13 protein-coding genes, 1 tRNA gene and 1 pseudogene are annotated in these 16,145 nt (G+C 68.2%); 8 read left to right on the top strand and 7 right to left on the bottom strand.

Annotated elements, in window-relative coordinates; all coding sequences use genetic code 11:
- Nucleotides 1–41: 41 nt before the first annotated feature.
- Nucleotides 42–1,493: a hypothetical protein gene (locus ACIRP2_RS07230; RefSeq protein ID WP_404247438.1), complete on the bottom strand. Its 1,452-nt coding sequence runs from the start codon at nucleotides 1,491–1,493 to the stop codon at nucleotides 42–44.
- A 498-nt stretch (nucleotides 1,494–1,991) separates the two neighbouring features.
- Between ACIRP2_RS07230 and ACIRP2_RS07225 the strand changes: the two genes are divergently transcribed.
- The 5 genes and pseudogenes from ACIRP2_RS07225 to ACIRP2_RS07205 all read left to right on the top strand — a co-directional run.
- Nucleotides 1,992–2,285 carry a lactococcin 972 family bacteriocin gene (locus ACIRP2_RS07225; protein WP_404247436.1) on the top strand — a complete coding sequence of 98 codons (294 nt, stop codon included), beginning with the start codon at nucleotides 1,992–1,994 and terminating at the stop codon, nucleotides 2,283–2,285.
- 367 nt (nucleotides 2,286–2,652) lie between these two features.
- Nucleotides 2,653–4,716 carry a hypothetical protein gene (locus ACIRP2_RS07220; protein WP_404247434.1) on the top strand — a complete coding sequence of 688 codons (2,064 nt, stop codon included), beginning with the start codon at nucleotides 2,653–2,655 and terminating at the stop codon, nucleotides 4,714–4,716.
- A gap of 42 nt (nucleotides 4,717–4,758) precedes the next feature.
- Nucleotides 4,759–5,436: an ABC transporter ATP-binding protein gene (locus ACIRP2_RS07215; RefSeq protein WP_404247432.1), complete on the top strand. Its 678-nt coding sequence runs from the start codon at nucleotides 4,759–4,761 to the stop codon at nucleotides 5,434–5,436.
- Nucleotides 5,437–6,149: 713 nt separating this feature from the next.
- Nucleotides 6,150–6,941, top strand: a complete 792-nt coding sequence (locus ACIRP2_RS07210) for a hypothetical protein (protein WP_404247430.1) — start codon at nucleotides 6,150–6,152, stop codon at nucleotides 6,939–6,941.
- Nucleotides 6,942–6,961: 20 nt separating this feature from the next.
- A pseudogene (locus ACIRP2_RS07205) lies at nucleotides 6,962–7,603 on the top strand (DUF6228 family protein); the annotation flags it as partial.
- A 239-nt stretch (nucleotides 7,604–7,842) separates the two neighbouring features.
- Here ACIRP2_RS07205 and ACIRP2_RS07200 read toward each other — a convergent pair.
- The 3 genes from ACIRP2_RS07200 to ACIRP2_RS07190 form a co-directional block, all read right to left on the bottom strand.
- Nucleotides 7,843–8,325: a hypothetical protein gene (locus ACIRP2_RS07200; RefSeq protein WP_404247428.1), complete on the bottom strand. Its 483-nt coding sequence runs from the start codon at nucleotides 8,323–8,325 to the stop codon at nucleotides 7,843–7,845.
- A gap of 117 nt (nucleotides 8,326–8,442) precedes the next feature.
- Nucleotides 8,443–8,592 carry a hypothetical protein gene (locus ACIRP2_RS07195; protein WP_404249512.1) on the bottom strand — a complete coding sequence of 50 codons (150 nt, stop codon included), beginning with the start codon at nucleotides 8,590–8,592 and terminating at the stop codon, nucleotides 8,443–8,445.
- A gap of 159 nt (nucleotides 8,593–8,751) precedes the next feature.
- A tRNA-Thr gene (locus ACIRP2_RS07190) sits at nucleotides 8,752–8,825 on the bottom strand.
- Between the two features lie 179 nt (nucleotides 8,826–9,004).
- Here ACIRP2_RS07190 and ACIRP2_RS07185 point away from each other — a divergent pair.
- The 3 genes from ACIRP2_RS07185 to ACIRP2_RS07175 all read left to right on the top strand — a co-directional run bounded on the left by ACIRP2_RS07185 (nucleotide 9,005) and on the right by ACIRP2_RS07175 (nucleotide 11,534).
- Nucleotides 9,005–10,141: an ABC transporter ATP-binding protein gene (locus ACIRP2_RS07185; protein ID WP_376219090.1), complete on the top strand. Its 1,137-nt coding sequence runs from the start codon at nucleotides 9,005–9,007 to the stop codon at nucleotides 10,139–10,141.
- Between the two features lie 234 nt (nucleotides 10,142–10,375).
- Nucleotides 10,376–10,789, top strand: coding sequence for a hypothetical protein (locus tag ACIRP2_RS07180; protein ID WP_404247426.1), 414 nt, complete (start codon nucleotides 10,376–10,378; stop codon nucleotides 10,787–10,789).
- 34 nt (nucleotides 10,790–10,823) lie between these two features.
- On the top strand, nucleotides 10,824–11,534 hold the full coding sequence (locus ACIRP2_RS07175) for an NDP-sugar synthase (RefSeq protein ID WP_404247424.1): 711 nt from the start codon (nucleotides 10,824–10,826) through the stop codon (nucleotides 11,532–11,534).
- A gap of 81 nt (nucleotides 11,535–11,615) precedes the next feature.
- On the opposite strand, the gene ACIRP2_RS07170 is transcribed toward ACIRP2_RS07175, so the two are convergent.
- From ACIRP2_RS07170 to cysS, 3 genes are all read right to left on the bottom strand, one after another.
- Nucleotides 11,616–13,250, bottom strand: coding sequence for a DoxX family membrane protein (locus ACIRP2_RS07170; protein WP_404247422.1), 1,635 nt, complete (start codon nucleotides 13,248–13,250; stop codon nucleotides 11,616–11,618).
- A gap of 105 nt (nucleotides 13,251–13,355) precedes the next feature.
- Complete coding sequence (rlmB, locus tag ACIRP2_RS07165; protein ID WP_404247420.1) at nucleotides 13,356–14,312, bottom strand: 23S rRNA (guanosine(2251)-2'-O)-methyltransferase RlmB; 957 nt, start codon at nucleotides 14,310–14,312, stop codon at nucleotides 13,356–13,358.
- An 83-nt stretch (nucleotides 14,313–14,395) separates the two neighbouring features.
- On the bottom strand, nucleotides 14,396–15,799 hold the full coding sequence (cysS, locus tag ACIRP2_RS07160; protein WP_404247418.1) for a cysteine--tRNA ligase: 1,404 nt from the start codon (nucleotides 15,797–15,799) through the stop codon (nucleotides 14,396–14,398).
- Between the last annotated feature and the right edge of the window lie 346 nt (nucleotides 15,800–16,145).

Raw genomic sequence — 16,145 nt, 5'->3', positions numbered from 1 at the left:
CCCGAGGCGGCTACAACGGATCGAGGCGTCCGCCGGCCGTCTCACCCGGCCGAGCGGATCTCATACACCGTCACCCTTCGTCCGCGGACCTGCTCGTCAGCCACGGCCCTGAAGTGCTCCTTCAGCACGGCGGCCTTCATCTTGTCCCGCTCGGCCGTCACCGGTCTCGCCACCTGAGGCGTATCCGTCACCAGCAGGATCCGACGCTGGGCCAGCATCGCCGCACGGATCCGGCCCGGGGTCGCCTCCAGGCCCTTGAGGGTTCCGGACTCCTCCGGGCTCTGCGCCAGAGCAATGTCTCGCAGACCGGAAAAGACGCTCGGGGAGACGGATTTGGTGTCTCGGCGCGCCGACGGGATGAAGAGCACCGCATCGCCGGGCTCCTGCAACCGCCGCACGTCCGAGGCCACTGCCAGGACATCGTCCACCCGGCTCGACGGGGATCGCTTGGCCAGCGACTGCGGCAACAACGCCACCATTGCCACGACGAGCACTGCGGGGAGAACCGCCGGCGACGCTCTCGGATGCCGGGCCTCCACCGCCTCTACCGCCGAGCCGATCGACGTGCCGATCAGAAGAGCCAGTCCCAGCAGACTGAAGAGGATGTACCGGTCCAGGAACAGCGGCTGGATCAGGGAAAGCCCGATGAGGCCGATCTGCGGGACCGCCAGCAGCGGTAATCCGACGGTTGCCACCGACAGCCGGCCGGCCCGAGGCCGGTCCACCAGTGCGCCGACTCCACCGATCGCCAGCAGGACCGCCGGGCCGATGAGCATGTGCCAGGTCAGCGGTGGGATCCAGGAGACTTGCGCGGACTGGCCTCGGCTGAACACGACCAGGGGCAGCACACAGGCCGTTGCGGCCGCGGCGGCAGTGGTCCACCGCTTCCACACCGCACGGCCGGCCCGGCTCCAGACCAGGGTCGCCAAGTGTGCTGGAAGGATCATGAGCGAGAGCCAGTTCAAAAGCCCGCACATCATGACAGTGCCGCCATAGGCAGCCCAGTGCACCGTGCGGCCGCGCCCCTGGAGCAGGGTCACGAGCAGCAGGGTGGACATTCCGGCTCCGGCTGCGACCAGGGCGTACGGCCGCCCTTCCTGGAGATAGAACTGCACGGCCGGAAGCAGTCCGAAAGCCATCCCTCCGGCCAGGCCCACCCACATGCCGGCCAGCCGGTGGCCGATTCCCCCCACGCACGCCGCCGCCACTCCCGTGGCGATGACCGAGGGCAGCCGCAGGACGGTGGTGCTGGGGCCGAAGCATTCGAACAGCGCGTGCATCAGCAGGTAGTAGCAGCCGTGCACGACGTCGACGTTCCCCAGCATGTGCCAGATCTCAGCCGTGGAGCGCTCGGCCACCTGCCAGGTCGCGGCCTCGTCCCGCCATACGCTGCCCTGCCGTGACAGGCCCCACAGGCCGAGGGAGAACGTCCACAGCATCGGTATCGACACGACGAGAGCGCGGCGCCGCCCGGGGCCGACCGGAGACGCCATGGACTGCGTTCCGGTCCCCGGGGAACGGGGCGACGAACGCAAAGTTCGAGCAGTGATCATCAAGGAGGGCTTCCAGAGCGGCTGTCGAGCAGGACAAGGTGCCACACGCAGGAAGGCATCTCACTGGCCAGGAAATTTATGCACCGCAATACCCCCGTGTGCGGCCCTCTTGAAGGCAGGCGTGATCAAGGTTGCCATCGCGGGACCTGCTTGTCCCGCTCTTTTCGGCCAATCGGCCACAACAATGCTCCGCACCCGCGAACACCGTCGGATCGAGCCCTGCGGACGGGCAAGTACGCGGTTCCACCGGGCGTTCTCGTGGCCCGAGGCGAATTCTCTCCCCGCGCGATTATCACGGCATCATCACCGGCGCCCGGCGAGTCGCATACGCCATCGGGTTATCTAGATCACGTGTTCGTACGGTTGCGACATGACCACGCTCTGCATCAGCATCTTGTTTCGTCCAGACCCATGGTCATGATGAAAAGGGGATCAATCATGAACAAGAGAACTGGTATCAAGGCGGCCGTCGTGACGGCGGGCCTCCTTTTCGCCGCGGCAACGCCGGCGCTTGCCGTGACCGTCGACGTCGGCGGCGGCAGGTGGAGTTACGACCAGGGCGCCAACACGGCGTGGTCGAACTACAAGCACCCGACCAACAGCCACGCGTCTTCGGTGAAGATCGGCAGCGTGACCTTCGCCAGTGGCTGCACGTCCAAGGGGAACTGGTCCCTGGCCTCGGGCTCGAAGAACGGTGGCGCGATCAGCTACTACTACAAGAGCTCCTGCTAGTCCGGTTGATCGCATCTCGTGCCAGGTATGCGCGGGTGGCGCCGCTCGCACATACCTGAGGGCCGTCCCGTAACCCTGGCGGGCCCGCGATGACGTCCACGGCACCTCGCCGCGCTGTCGGGACGTCCGCGTACATCCAGTATGCGGACGCCCCTTCGCCCTGCGACGCACCGCATCCGACGCCGCGCACCGGTCCACCGGGAATCACGGGACAGCCCTTTGGCTCGCGCCGGCTGTGGAGGTGAGTTCCGCTTTCCTCCACAGCCGCCTTCGGCGCCTGAACTCTCCCGGACGCGCGCTCACCGAGCGCCCTCGACCGAGGTATTCGATGCTGCACCGAGGAATACGATTCGTTCACGCCGCCATCTTGGCCTTCTCCGCAGTACTCGCCTTTCTGTTCGTGCGGGGGCTGGATGAGAGCGCGCCGCTCGGAACCTCGGCACTGGTCGATGTATTCGACTCCGACGAGTCGACGAGCGCTCCTCAAGTCATCCGAGCCGTCGAGTCGTTCGCGACCGAGCACGGAGTCGGAGTGGCTCGCGATGTGACCGATCTGCAGAACCCCGACGGCGTACGGAATCTCTACGTGACTCCGGGCAGCCCGAACTCCCTGACAGCAAAATGGCTGGACAGCGGATACCCGGCGTTCAGCAGCAGCCGTGAAACGCGGGTGCGTCCGCTCTCCGAGATCGCACAGCAGGATCCACGCGGTCCCTACTACGTCTTCGGCTCACCGGCGGACGCAGAAGCCCTGAGCGCCACGTTCGCCCGCCTCGGCATGAAGGCAAGCATTTCCCATCCCCTGTCGTACGCCGAACTCTCCGACAGGTACACGGACGACCCCCTGTTCCGGGCCCTCTGCGTGGTCGCCCTCGCGGCGCTGACGATGACCGGCGCGAGCGTGCTCCTCAACGCGAAGGTGTACGGGGTTCTGCGACTGCAGGGCATGTCCCTCACCGGCATCCTCGTCCGCGATCTGCGCCAGCTGGCGGTCTTCTGGCCGGCGACGGCCGGCATCGTGGTGGCTGCGACGCTCGCCTGCCTGGGCTTCTACAACAGCCTTGCCTGGCTCGGGCTGTTCGCCTCGGTGGCCGCGGTGGTCACCGTCCTCCTGGTGCTCGTGGCGCTGGCCACCCACGCGGCCGCGCTCGCCCTGACCTTCAAGGTCGACGTACTGCGTGCCCTCAAAGGTGAACTGCCCTCACGGGGTGCATCCATCAGTGTCTACCTCGTGCGCATCCCCGCCCTGCTGCTCACTCTCAGCATTGCCACGAATGCCACCCTCGCGGGCCGGGACGTACTGACGCGCCAGGAGAACCAAGACGTCTACCGCACCGTAGGAAATGCGGTCTCGATCCGCATCAACGGCGCCTTCGCAGTGAACATGGACCAGGTGGACAAGCACGTGGGCCCATGGCTGCGCCAAGCCGACCGGCAGGGCAAAGTCATTGTTGCCGGACGCAGAGACCTCCAGGTCTCCGCACCGGACGCGCATCTGCCGACCGGTGAGATCCTCATCGTCAACGATGCCTATCTCAGCGAGCAGCCGGTCATCGACCCGGCGGGACGCCGATACACCTCTGCCGCGCAGAGCGACGAGAAGCCCGACACGCGACCGGTGAGGGTCATCGTTCCCGAGTCCCTGAAGGCTCACGCGCCGGTGATCACCAAGGCGGCTTCCGAGATCATCGATCCGAATCTCGATCGACACATTCCGATCGAGACACTGACGAGCAAGGCGGGGCAACGTCTCTTCGGCTACAACACCGGCGCCTACGTCTACAACGCCGCACACGGTCCGGACGAAGACAGGTCCCTGGTGCGCGACCCCGTCCTCATCGCCGTCCCCAACGGATCACATTTCCTCACCGACAGCGCCTACACCGCATACGCCACTCAGGCCGGCATCGTCTTCCCCGACCCCCATGACGTACTGAACGGCATGAAGACGGAAAGACTACAGAAGTACATAAACGCCGTGAGCCCTGTCGGGCAGAAAACCGCTCTGGACCTCAGGAACTCGGTCAACGAACTCCGGCTGCAAATCTTCAACCTCATCGTCTCCGTGATCGTGATTCTTATCGCCGGCGTGGGCGTCTGTCTGATCTACGCGCGCAAGAATGCGCAGAGCATTTTCGCGAAACGCATCAGCGGCTGGCGATACATCACCACCCATCGCTTCATCCTCGCCGTCGAAGTGGCAATTGCGGCCATCTTTGCAACCCGAGTTCCTTTCGTCGCGTGGCAGCAGAATCAAGAACTGAAAAAATACGCCGCCGACGGCGCGCCGGCTCCATTCGAAGCCATCCACATCACCGCACTGGATGTCGGCGTCATCACCGGCCTTGTCGCTTTCGAATTCGGGGCTGTGCTGCTTGCCCTCGCACTCTTCCACAGCCGCATCATGAGGGAAGGCGCAACCGAGTCCTAAGCCCCTCGCCCATGAAGCCCCTCCATCCAGCCGGAGCATGCTGTGATCGATATAGAGAATCTGTCGAAGGTCTTCGGCACCCGGACCTTGTGGCATGACGTCAACCTCACCATCAAAAGCGGTGAAATGCTCGCGCTTGTCGGTCCCAGCGGATCAGGCAAGTCAACCCTCCTCAATTGCCTCGGACTGCTCGACAAACCGAGCAGCGGGAAAATTCAATACGAGGGGAGCGATATCACCCGATTCAGCCGGCGCGACATCCTCCGGTTCCGCCGCGACACTCTCGGTTACCTGTTTCAGCAATACGCCCTGATCGAGAATGCGACCGTCGACGAGAACCTGGAAGTAGTCACAAGACTGCAGAGGTCACTGCGAGGCAGAGCAACTGCGGTCATCGCCGAGGCCCTTGATCGTGTCGGTCTGGCGGGACGCGGGAAGGAGAAGATCCACCATCTCAGCGGCGGAGAGCAGCAGCGCGTGGCTCTGGCCCGTCTCGTGGTCCAGCAGCCGGCCCTGGTACTGGCGGACGAGCCGACCGGCGCTCTCGACGATGCCAATGCCTCCATGGTCGTCGACGTCCTTCACGAGATGAGCCAGGGCGGATGCGCTGTCGTCATCGCCACCCATGACGCCGGCGTCCGCGACCGGTGCGACGCCGTATTCGCAGTGCAGGAAGCCGCACTCGTCACCCGCTCGCGGCCCTTGGCAACACGTACGTGAACGAGCACGGCAAACACGGGTGGTCCGCCGTCGAGGTCGAGTGGCCACCTTCCGGCTCGCCGCGCCCGAAGCGGCAACTGGGACCACGGACACCAGCGCGGCCCGCTCCCGGCGTCGCCGTCGCGTCCGCTGAACGGAAGAAGCCCAGGTCAGACGCAGTCCGACCTGGGCTTCTCGCTGAGCCCCCTGTCGGATTCGAACCGACGGCCTACGCATGACAAGTTGTCGGATCTTGTTCCACGGACGTCCATCGTCGTCCTTGAGGATCGCAAATCCCCTGGTCGGGCCGTCTCCCAGACCTAAGCGGACACGGATGAACGACTGCGGATGCGGCAGCAACTGAGACCGAGACCGCTTCACCCGAAGCGACCTGAGGGAGTGCTCAGCCGGGGCCTGACGCTCGCTGACCCGGGTTGATCGTCCCTCTCGGTATCCATGACTGCCGGTGGGTAGGACAATCGCCCTCCTGATCCGTAGCTCCAGGTGGATCGGTCGGTGCCGGTCACATAGGTGGCTCAGTAGCTTCTCGGGGGGGTGTCGGACGGACCCGGTTGCTGGGGTTGAAGCGCTCCGGGATCGGTGGAGGCTCTGTGCATGGGCTCCAGCCACCGGTTGGGGCTGGTGTTGAGCGTAGTAGTTGGTCTCGTGTTCGTGGGGTGGGACGGTCACGATCGACTATGGTCGCGATTGCCCGTGCAGCAAGGGGAGTTGACATGATTAGCCCGGACGAATACGAGGCGACGGCCGCAAAGGCCGGCCTGGGAGAAGTGGTCGCGGTGCACCCGCGGTACCGACCGGTGACGCTGGCGATGCAGGCGTGGATCGGCGGTGCGGCCCTGGCCATCGGCATGGGCGCCGCTGTGGCCGTCGGCACGTGGTGGCCCCTGGTGGCGGCCGTCGTCGTGGTGATCGCGGCCGGGATCGCGTACGGGCGCCTGGCACCGGTCCAGGGCCTGCAGGCCGTGCTGGTGTATCGGGGCGGTCTGCTCCTCGCCGCCCAGGCCGGGCCCGATCGCACCATCCGCTGGGACGACATCCGGGCCACCGAGTACACCCCGGAGAGCTACCGAGACGAGCGACTGGGTGCCGGCCAAACCCGGACCACTCGCACCTACGAGCGGGGCACGATCTGGATCGCGGCGGCCGCCGGGCCGATCACACTACTGCACGTGCGGCGCATGGCCCGGCTGTTCGAAGAGATCGACAACCGGTTCATTCCGGCCATCCAGGTCGACCTTGACGAGACGCTGCGTGCCGAGGGAAACGTCCAGTTCGATCGAGGTCGGCTCACCGTCACGTCCGCCGGGCTGGTCCACACGCCGCCGTACGGGCAGGGCGGGGAGTTCGCGTGGTCGCAGGTGCGGTCCGTGAAGGCGTCGAGCCACGGCGCACTGGAGATCAAGGTGACGGGCCAACCTCCGATCAGAATCAGACTGTTGAACGCCCGGGCGGCCGTGGAATTCATCGAGGAGCTGCGCTCGGCGGCCGACAGCGGCCAGCCCTGAGAACAGGCCAGAGCCAGACGCGACTCGACCCTGAGCTCGGATCGCGCCTCACAGCCCTGCGATGTCATCTCGTGTGGGCTGCGACCTGGATGGAGGAGGCGAACGAGGTCGTCTCCCCGCGCATCGGACTGCCGGGGCTGCCCGTGGTGGAGTGGCCGGCCGACTGTGCCGACGGAGGCCCGCGCGGCGTGCACCGGAAGACCCACCATCTCATCGAGTGGGCCGATGGCCGACCGTTCATCTGGGTCGACGACGAGATCAGCGCCATGGACGCCGGTCCCGTCCGCCTGCTGCTGTCGGAGCCGAAACGCCCGTTCGAGGATGAACCAACGCTCGACTTCCTCATGAGGGCCTGCGGGTCCTGGGGAAGTGTTGAGACCTCGGTGGAGACCTGGGACGGCGACGGCCTCGACTCCTTCCTCGCCTCGCTCGCCGAAGACTTCCGGGGCCGGGAAGGCGCACGTACCTGGCACTCCCTCTGCTACGACCTGACCCTCTCAGCGGAGCACCGTGGTAGCCACGTCCAACTGACCTGGGGCATCCATGATCGGGCGCCCTACGAGGAATGGCATTTCGAGACCACCACGGCGCACGCGGCAGGCGAGGACATGCGCAACCTCGCCGCCGACATCCACACGTTCATTGCGAGCATCGCCAAGTAGCCAAAAGAGTCCCAAGTCGGTGCAGACCGTCCTTGAAGTGTGGCCAGCACCCGCAATGGCTACGGGCTTGAAGCTGTGTCCTCATCCTTATCAGGTCGATCGAGGCGCCCTCTCGACCATGATGAGCACCCGGTGAACCCTGGTCCGGCTGCCGCTGAGGTTCGGCGTTGATTGGCGCCGTAGGCCCTTGTTGGTGTCATCCGCTGGTGTCGGACGACCCAGGCGCCCTTGAGTTTCGGTCAGCCCCGGGACACCAGCTCGATGGTCAGCGGGGCCGCTGAGTCAAGGTCGATCGTGTCTCCGTCGTCCTCGGACAGAGCCTCGTCGGGGTAGTCGGCAGGCACTACGACCAGCATCGTGTGTGGGCGGGGAAGCCAGCCCACATCCTGTGGAGGGTCGTAGCGGCCGATATCAATGATCCGCACCAGCGTCTCAGGTATGCCCACGAGGCAGCTGTCACCAACGTGCAGGTTCCACGGCTCAGGGTTGGTCTTGAACAGGCTCATGGTCCGTTCCGAGGAGTCGGCCGACACCGCGAAGGCTCTCCGGCCATTCCACCTGAACTGAGACTCTGGATCGATCTCGGCCCATGGCCACTCGACCGAGGCATAGAAACGAGACACGTCGGCCACTCGGCCCTGCACCTGCACCTGCACCTGCAGGCAGCTCACACGCAGGACGTCGCCGACCCGGAACTCTTGATGCGGTGCGTTCTCGCCCATGCTGTCCCTGTCGTCGTCCGCTCCGAGAGCTGCACGGTACCGACAGCCTCACCCACCACTCTCCCCAGCTCCCATCCCGTCCGCCGTCGACCCACACGTCTGTGGAGCGGGCGTGGTTCATGGCGTCCAGGTGGAGCGCCCCACTGGACGAACGGCCTGGACGCCATGGCCCGCGAACAGCTCCGCGTCGAGGTCGACGTACGGCCACCGCAGGCCGAGTGTCTCGCCCTGCCGGAACCCCATGCCGACGCCGACGATCCACCGCATGGAGGTTCTTCGTACCCCCTCCCCCGGCACCCGATCCCGGTCCCACTGAGACCAAAGCTGAGACGCTCGGCAGCCGCGCGGCCCGCTCCCGCCTCCGTCGACGCATCCGCTGAACGTGAAAACCCCAGGTCAGAGAGGATCCGACCTGGGGTTTCGCGGAGCCCCCTGTCGGATTCGAACCGACGACCTACGCATTACAAGTGCGTTGCTCTGGCCAGCTGAGCTAAGGAGGCGTGCCGGAGCAGTGTAACCAACACCGCACCCCTCGCGGTCCCGAAATTTCGCGGCCCTCGAACTACTGACAGATTTCAAATGTCCAGGTAGCGTCGCTGAGGATTCACCCAAGTGGACCAGACCACTCCCTTACTCGGATCGTCCGGCACGTTCCTGCCGGTGAAGGAGAAGATTCAGCATGGCCAGTGTCACGTTCGACAAGGCGTCCCGCGTCTACCCCGGCTCCACGAAGCCGGCCGTGGACCAGCTGGAGATCGACATCGCGGACGGTGAGTTCCTCGTCCTCGTCGGCCCTTCCGGTTGTGGCAAGTCGACCTCCCTGCGCATGCTCGCGGGTCTTGAGGACGTCAACGGCGGCGCCATCCGCATCGGCGACCGCGACGTCACGCACCTGCCGCCGAAGGACCGGGACATCGCCATGGTGTTCCAGAACTACGCGCTCTACCCGCACATGACCGTCGCGGACAACATGGGCTTCGCGCTCAAGATCGCCGGTGTCAACAAGACCGACATCCGGGCGAAGGTCGAAGAGGCCGCCAAGATGCTGGACCTCACCGAGTACCTGGACCGCAAGCCGAAGGCGCTCTCCGGTGGTCAGCGCCAGCGTGTCGCGATGGGCCGGGCCATCGTGCGTGAGCCGCAGGTCTTCCTCATGGACGAGCCGCTGTCGAACCTCGACGCCAAGCTCCGCGTCTCCACCCGTACGCAGATCGCCTCGCTCCAGCGCCGTCTGGGCATCACGACCGTGTACGTCACGCACGACCAGGTCGAGGCCCTGACCATGGGCGACCGTGTCGCGGTCCTCAAGGACGGTCTGCTCCAGCAGGTCGACTCGCCGCGCAACATGTACGACAAGCCGGCGAACCTCTTCGTGGCCGGCTTCATCGGCTCCCCGGCCATGAACCTGGTCGAGGTCCCGATCACCGACGGCGGCGTGAAGTTCGGCAACAGCGTCGTCCCGGTCTCCCGCGAAGCGCTCACCGCGGCCTCGGAGAAGGGCGACACGACCGTCACGGTCGGCATCCGCCCCGAGCACTTCGACATCGTCGAGCACGGCGGCGCCGCCGCGAAGTCCCTCTCGAAGGACAGCGCGGACGCCCCGGCCGGCCTGGCCGTCTCGGTCAACGTCGTCGAGGAGCTCGGCGCCGACGGCTTCGTCTACGGCTCCGCGCAGGTCGGCGGCGAGGACAAGGACCTGGTCGTCCGCGTCGGCGGCCGCGCCGTTCCGGAGAAGGGCACCAAGCTGCACGTCGTGCCGCGCCCGGACGAGCTGCACGTCTTCTCGACCTCGACGGGCGCGCGTCTCACCGACTGACGCCCCGCCCCGCACGAATCACCCGCACCACAGCGGCCCCGCACCTTCTTCGTGCGGGGCCGTTCGCGCGTCACGGGGCGCGCCCGGGTTTGAGTCCGTACGGTGCCGAATTCCCCGGCACACCGGGCATTTCACAGTGGCCCGTCAACACGCGATTCGAAAAACGCCCTCGAACCATCCCCCTCAAGGGTGACGTAATGTCGCCACGTCATCACCGCCCGCTACTCTCGCTGCGTGACCCACACCGCTCGCCGTATCGGCCGATCCCTCGCTCTCGTACTGCCCGTCGTGATGGTCCTCTCCGGGACCCTCGCCGTCACCAGCGTGCCGTGGGCAGCGCACAACTCCGAGCCCCAGGTCCTGGCCGCCTCCGCCCAGGACGTCTCGAAGCCTGCTCGGACACGCACCCCGCAGGACCTCCTCCGTGACCGGCTGCTCCTGGAGCTCCGGGAGAAGGACCCGGGTGTCGCCCTGACGGACCTGCAGCGTTCCGTCGAGGCCCGGCCCTCTCTCGCCCGGCACTGCATGTCGATCGCCAGGGCGCTGGGCCGCGCGGCCGTCGAGCAGTACGGTCCGACGCGGGCCCACAGGTTCTCGCGTCCCGTCTGCGACACGTCGTTCGCCTCGGGCGTCGCACAGTTCAGCTGACCGGCCGGTCCGGGCACCGCATATCGTGCCTGGCATGCATACGTATCCGACGCAGGCCGTGGTCCTGGCAGGTGGCCAGGGTTCGCGGCTGCGCCCGTACACCGATGACCGCCCCAAGCCGATGGTCGAGATCCCGGGCACCGGGACTCCGATCATCGGCCATCAGCTTTCCTGGCTGGCCGCCGAGGGCGTGACCGACGCCGTGGTGTCGTGCGGTCATCTGGCCGAGGTGCTCCAGGAGTGGCTGGACTCGGCGGTGCTGCCGCTGCGTGTGACGACGGTCGTGGAGTCCGAGCCGCTGGGACGCGGCGGCGGGCTGAAGTACGCCGCCGCCCGGCTCCCCGATCCGGAGCAGCCCTGGTACGCCACCAACGGCGACATCTGGACGCGTTTCTCCCTGCGCGAGATGGCCGCGTTCCACGCCGAGCGCGACGCGACCGCCACCCTGGCCCTGGCCCGTCCCCGCATCCCGTGGGGCGCCGTGGAGACGGACGCGTTCGGGCACATCACCGACTTCATCGAGTCGCCGCCCTCCCCGTATCTGATCAACGCCGGCGTGTACGTCTTCTCCCCCGCGTTCACCGACCTGCTGCCGGACCTGGGCGACCACGAGCGGACGACGTTCCCGCGGCTGGCCCGGGAACGCAGGCTGGCCGGGTATCCGCTGCCGCACGGCGCGTACTGGCGGGCCATCGACACCGCGAAGGACCTGACCGAGGCCGCCAAGGAACTCGACGGGCGGTAGCGGCACGCGACGAGGCACGACGCAGGGGCGGTCACCGGTTCGTTCCGGTGCCGCCCCTGCGTCGTGCGCCGACCCGGCGGCTCAGCCGAGCAGACCTCCGATGGGGTTCTGCCCACCACCGGACGTACCGCCGGTGGAGCCACCGCCGCCGTCCGACCCGCCGGTCGCCGAGCTGCCGCCGGCGCCGGTGGAACCGGAGGAAGTCGGGCCGGAACTACCGGACGGAGGCGGCTGCGGGGCCGTCTGCTGCGGGGGCTGCTGCGCGGTGCCCTGGGTCTGGCTGGGCTGCCCGGCACCGGCCGCCTGGCCCGACTCGCGCACGGAGTCCGCGGCGGGCGTGGACGCCCTGGCCGAAGGAGTGGTGGAGGCGCTGCTGCGGGACGGCGAGGGACGCTTGCCGTCGGGTGTGTGGGAGGCCCTGCGGCTCTGGGACTCCTGCGGAAGCGGGGAGCCGGGGAGCTGGTTGGTCGGGTTGCCGTCCGGGCCGGGCACGGTGACGACCCCGGAGGAACGGACCGCGCCACCGAGCATGGAACCCACCAGCAGGGTGAGGCCGACGACCACGGTGGCGACGACGGCACCCCGGCGCAGCACCCGGCGGCGGAGGTCCCAGATCGCCGAGCGCGGGCCGAGCCTGCGCCAGGCCTCGCCGGCGAGCCGTCCGTCGACGGAGTAGACGGGGGCGCCCGCGATGATCAGCGGGCTCCAGGCGGCGAGGAAGATGATGTCGGGCGCGTCGTAGACCGCGACGGTCCGCCAGCTGACGGTGACCAGCAGGGCGGCGGAGAGGAGTGCGCCGACGGAGGCGGCGACGCGCTGCCAGAGGCCGAGGACGGTGAGGACACCGACGACGACCTGGAGGAACGCGACGGTGAGTCCGGCACCGACGGGGTGCGAGAGCGCGAAGTCGCGCAGCGGCTCGGCGAGCGCCCAGGGGTGCAGCGAGGTGAGCCACTTGACCATGGAGCCGCGCTCGCCGCCGTCGAAGTAGACGGGGTCGCACAGCTTGCCCATGCCGGCGTAGACGGAGATGAAGCCCAGGAAGACGCGCATGGGCAGCAGCACGACGCCGAGGTTCATACGGCGCCCGGGGTAGTACGCGTGCCGCACGGAGTCGTTGCCGTGCCGCCGGCCCCGGGCCTCGGTGATGTCGTCGTACTCGTCGTCGTACTCGTCGTCGTACGCCGCGCGGCCGCCGGTGTCGACGGGGTCGTAGGCGCCGACCGCCCGGCGCATCGGCGGCAGCAGCGGACCGTTGCCGGGGCGGTCGGGCCGACGGGGTGCGGTGATGACGGGGTTGGGCCGAGTCTCTTCCAGGCGCTCGATGACCTGGGTGCCGCCCATCCCGCCGTCGAAGTCGTGGCCGGTGCGGGGGGCGTAGGGATCGTAGGAGTCGTACGCGGAGGTCGGCCGGCCCGCGGTGGAGTTCCGTACGGCCTGGAGGAGCCCGGTGGCGCCGGGGTCGCCCGGGGCGGACCTGCCGCTCCACACGACGGGCGAGCGCCGGCCGCGCACCGCTCGGGCGCCGCCGCTCATGGCGGGGATCCTGGGTGTGCCCGCGGGGGCCAGACCGCGCAGCCGCGGGCGCTGGCCGGGGGCGAGCTGCACCCGGAAGCTGGCGTGGTTGACGATGACCTGCGCGGGGTCGCAGTCCACCTTGGTCATGCTCAGGGCGGGTAGTTCGTCGAACCGAGGCGTTCTGGTGTCCACACTCATCTAACCGAGTGATGTGTGTTTAGGACACTGCCTTGACGGGCCCGATGTGTCCGAGACCCGTCAATGGGGGGCGCCCCGGTCGGCCGCCCCCCGTCCGGGTGCCTCTCAGGCCCGGCGCCGCGCGACCTCGTACAGGACGATCCCGGCCGCGACACCGGCGTTCAGCGACTCCGCGCCGCCCGGCATCGAGATCCGGACCCGGTAGTCGCAGGTCTCGCCGACGAGGCGGCCCAGGCCCTTGCCCTCGCTGCCGATGACGATGACGACGGGGCCGTCGAGTGCCTCCAGGTCCTCCACGGTGTGCTCGCCGTCCGCGGCGAGGCCGACGACCGTGAGACCGGCCTTCTGGTAGCCCTCCAGGGCCCGGGTCAGGTTCGTCACCCGGGAGACCGGCGTACGGGCCGCCGTGCCCGCCGAGGACTTCCACGCGCCCGCCGTCATCCCGGCCGCGCGCCGCTCGGGCACGACCACGCCGTGCCCGCCGAACGCGGAGACGGAGCGGACGATCGCACCCAGGTTGCGCGGGTCGGTGACGCCGTCGAGGGCGACGATCAGCGGGTCCTCGCCGTTGTCGTACGCGGCGGCGGTGAGGTCCTCCGGGTGCGCGTACTCGTACGGCGGGACCTGGAGGACGAGGCCCTGGTGGTTCAGGCCGTTCGTCATCCGGTCCAGCTCGACGCGCGGGGCCTCCATCAGGTTGATGTTGCCGCGCGCACCGGCGAGCTGGAGCGCGTCGCGGACCCGCTCGTCGTTGTCGATGTACTGCTGGACGTACAGGGTGGTCGCCGGGACGCCGTCGCGCAGGGCCTCGTAGACCGGGTTGCGGCCGACGACCATCTCGGACGTGCCCTTGGCGCCGCCGCGCCGGGGCGCGGGACGGCGGGCCGCGGCCTGCTTGGCCTGGGCGTTGGCGATGCGGTTCTTCTTGTGTCCCTTGCGGGCGGAGGCGGGAGGCGTCGGGCCCTTGCCTTCGAGGCCACGGCGTCGCTGCCCACCGCTGCCGACCTGCGCGCCCTTCTTGTTGGACGTGCGGCGGTTCCTGCGCTGGCTGTTCCCGGCCATGACCTACCTGTTTCGTTTCTTCTCAGACATGCGTACGTAAGTGAAGTGTGCCGCCCGGGAGGCCGGGCGGCACATGGGGAGGACTACTGGCGCGGGCCGAGTGTCCACCGTGGTCCGGCCGGGCTGTCCTCGATGACGAGACCGGACTGGTTGAGCTGGTCGCGGATGGCGTCGGCGGCGGGCCAGTCCTTGCGCTCGCGGGCCGACTGGCGCTGGTCCAGGACCAGGCGCACGAGAGTGTCGACGACGCCGTGCAGATCGTCGCCTCGGTCGCTCTCGCCGGCCCAGTGCTCGTCGAGCGGGTCGAGGCCGAGGACACCGAGCATCGCACGGACCTCCGCGAGCCGGGCGACGGCGGCCTCCTTGTCGTCGGCGGCGAGCGCCGAGTTGCCCTGGCGGACCGTGGTGTGGACGATCGCGAGCGCCTGCGGGACGCCCAGGTCGTCGTCCATCGCCTCGGCGAAGGCGGGCGGCACCTCGGTGGCGGGCTCGACCGTCTCGCCCGCCTTCTCGGTGACGCGCTGAACGAAGCCCTCGATCCGTGCGAAGGCGGACTCCGCCTCGCGCAGGGCCTCCTCGCTGTACTCGATCATCGACCGGTAGTGCGGGGTACCGAGGTAGTAACGCAGCACGATCGGGCGCCACGCCTTGACCATCTCGCTGACCAGCACCGAGTTGCCCAGCGACTTGGACATCTTCTCGCCGGACATGGTGACCCAGCCGTTGTGCACCCAGTACTTCGCGAACCCGTCGCCGTACGCCTTGGCCTGGGCGATCTCGTTCTCGTGGTGCGGGAAGATCAGATCGATGCCGCCGCCGTGGATGTCGAAGGCGGTGCCGAGGTACTTGTGCGCCATGGCCGAGCACTCCAGGTGCCAGCCGGGACGGCCGCGGCCCCACGGGGTCTCCCAGCTGGGCTCGCCCGGCCTGGCCGTCTTCCACATCGCGAAGTCGCGCTGGTCGCGTTTGCCGGTCTCGCCCTCGCCGGACGGCTGGCGCAGGTCGTCCAGGTCCTGGTTGGAGAGCTCCAGGTAGCCGGGGAAGGAGCGCACGTCGAAGTAGACGTTGCCGTCGGCGGCGTAGGCGTGACCGCGTTCGATCAGGCCGCGCATCATCTCGACCATCTCGGTGATGTGGCCGGTGGCACGCGGCTCGTACGTCGGCGGGAGGCAGCCCAGCGCGTCGTAGCCGTCGTTGAAGGCGCGCTCGTTCTCGTAGCCGATGGACCACCACGGGCGGTTCTGCTCGGCCGACTTCTTGATGATCTTGTCGTCGATGTCGGTGACGTTCCGGATGAACGTGACGTCGTAGCCGCGGTACGCGAACCAGCGCCGCATGATGTCGAAGTTCAGCCCGGACCGGATGTGCCCGATGTGCGGGGCGGCCTGGACGGTCGCGCCACAGAGGTAGATCGAGACACAGCCCGCGGTGAGCGGTACGAAGTCACGGATCTGCCGGGCGCTGGTGTCGTACAGGCGAATAGTCACGTCTCAAGGGTAGTGGGCGCGCACCAGTGCCCCGCGACCCCTCGGGAACAGCGGGAAAAGTTTCTTGCGGCGCGGCGTCTCCCCGGCGTGCCGGTCGCGGGCGCCGCCGACCGCTCGTGATCGACACACCGGAAGGCCTCGGGTCCGGCCGGCGCTCCTTCACGGGGTGATCCGGACGACCACGCGCCCGGCGTCGTCGGCGACCGCGGGGTCGAATTCCGCGCGGTCACCGCCGGTGCGCTTCGCGGACAGTTCGTCGACGGGTTCACCGACCGCCGGTCACGAACGCGTGGCCGACGGCTGGGCCGGCCATGCCTGCGTGGGCCGTCGGGTCACCGGCCGCCAT

The sequence above is a fragment of the Streptomyces sp. NPDC101194 genome (assembly GCF_044767885.1).
Taxonomy (GTDB): domain Bacteria; phylum Actinomycetota; class Actinomycetes; order Streptomycetales; family Streptomycetaceae; genus Streptomyces.
Note: the sequence above shows the minus strand (reverse complement) of the source record. Positions and strands in the feature narration are given on the sequence as shown.